Below are 247 nucleotides of genomic sequence, written 5' to 3'. Positions count from 1 at the left end.
AAAGTAAAAATGGGCGAGCGGATAATGGGCATAAAGCGTCGTAAGTCGAGGAGGTGCCCTTGATAGTGACTATCTGCAGGGCGTGTCTCGTGATACAGCATAAGGGTGGCGGTGATACCAATCACAGCCCATAGCGCCATAAATACAAAATTGCTCTGCCAAGAAAACTGTACGGTGAGCCAGGCCCCTAAAATGGGGGCCAGTGCTGGGATAAAACACACAATACCATTTAAATAGGTCAGCATTT

1 pseudogene is annotated in these 247 nt (G+C 47.8%); it reads right to left on the bottom strand.

From position 1 onward, the window contains the following. Window positions 1–247: pseudogene (locus CWB98_RS24310) on the bottom strand (Bcr/CflA family drug resistance efflux transporter); the annotation flags it as partial.

It is taken from the genome of Pseudoalteromonas rubra (assembly GCF_005887115.1).
GTDB classification, from domain to species: domain Bacteria; phylum Pseudomonadota; class Gammaproteobacteria; order Enterobacterales; family Alteromonadaceae; genus Pseudoalteromonas; species Pseudoalteromonas rubra_F.
The sequence above is the reverse complement of the archived record's forward strand: the minus strand, read 5'-3'. Positions and strand labels throughout refer to the sequence as shown.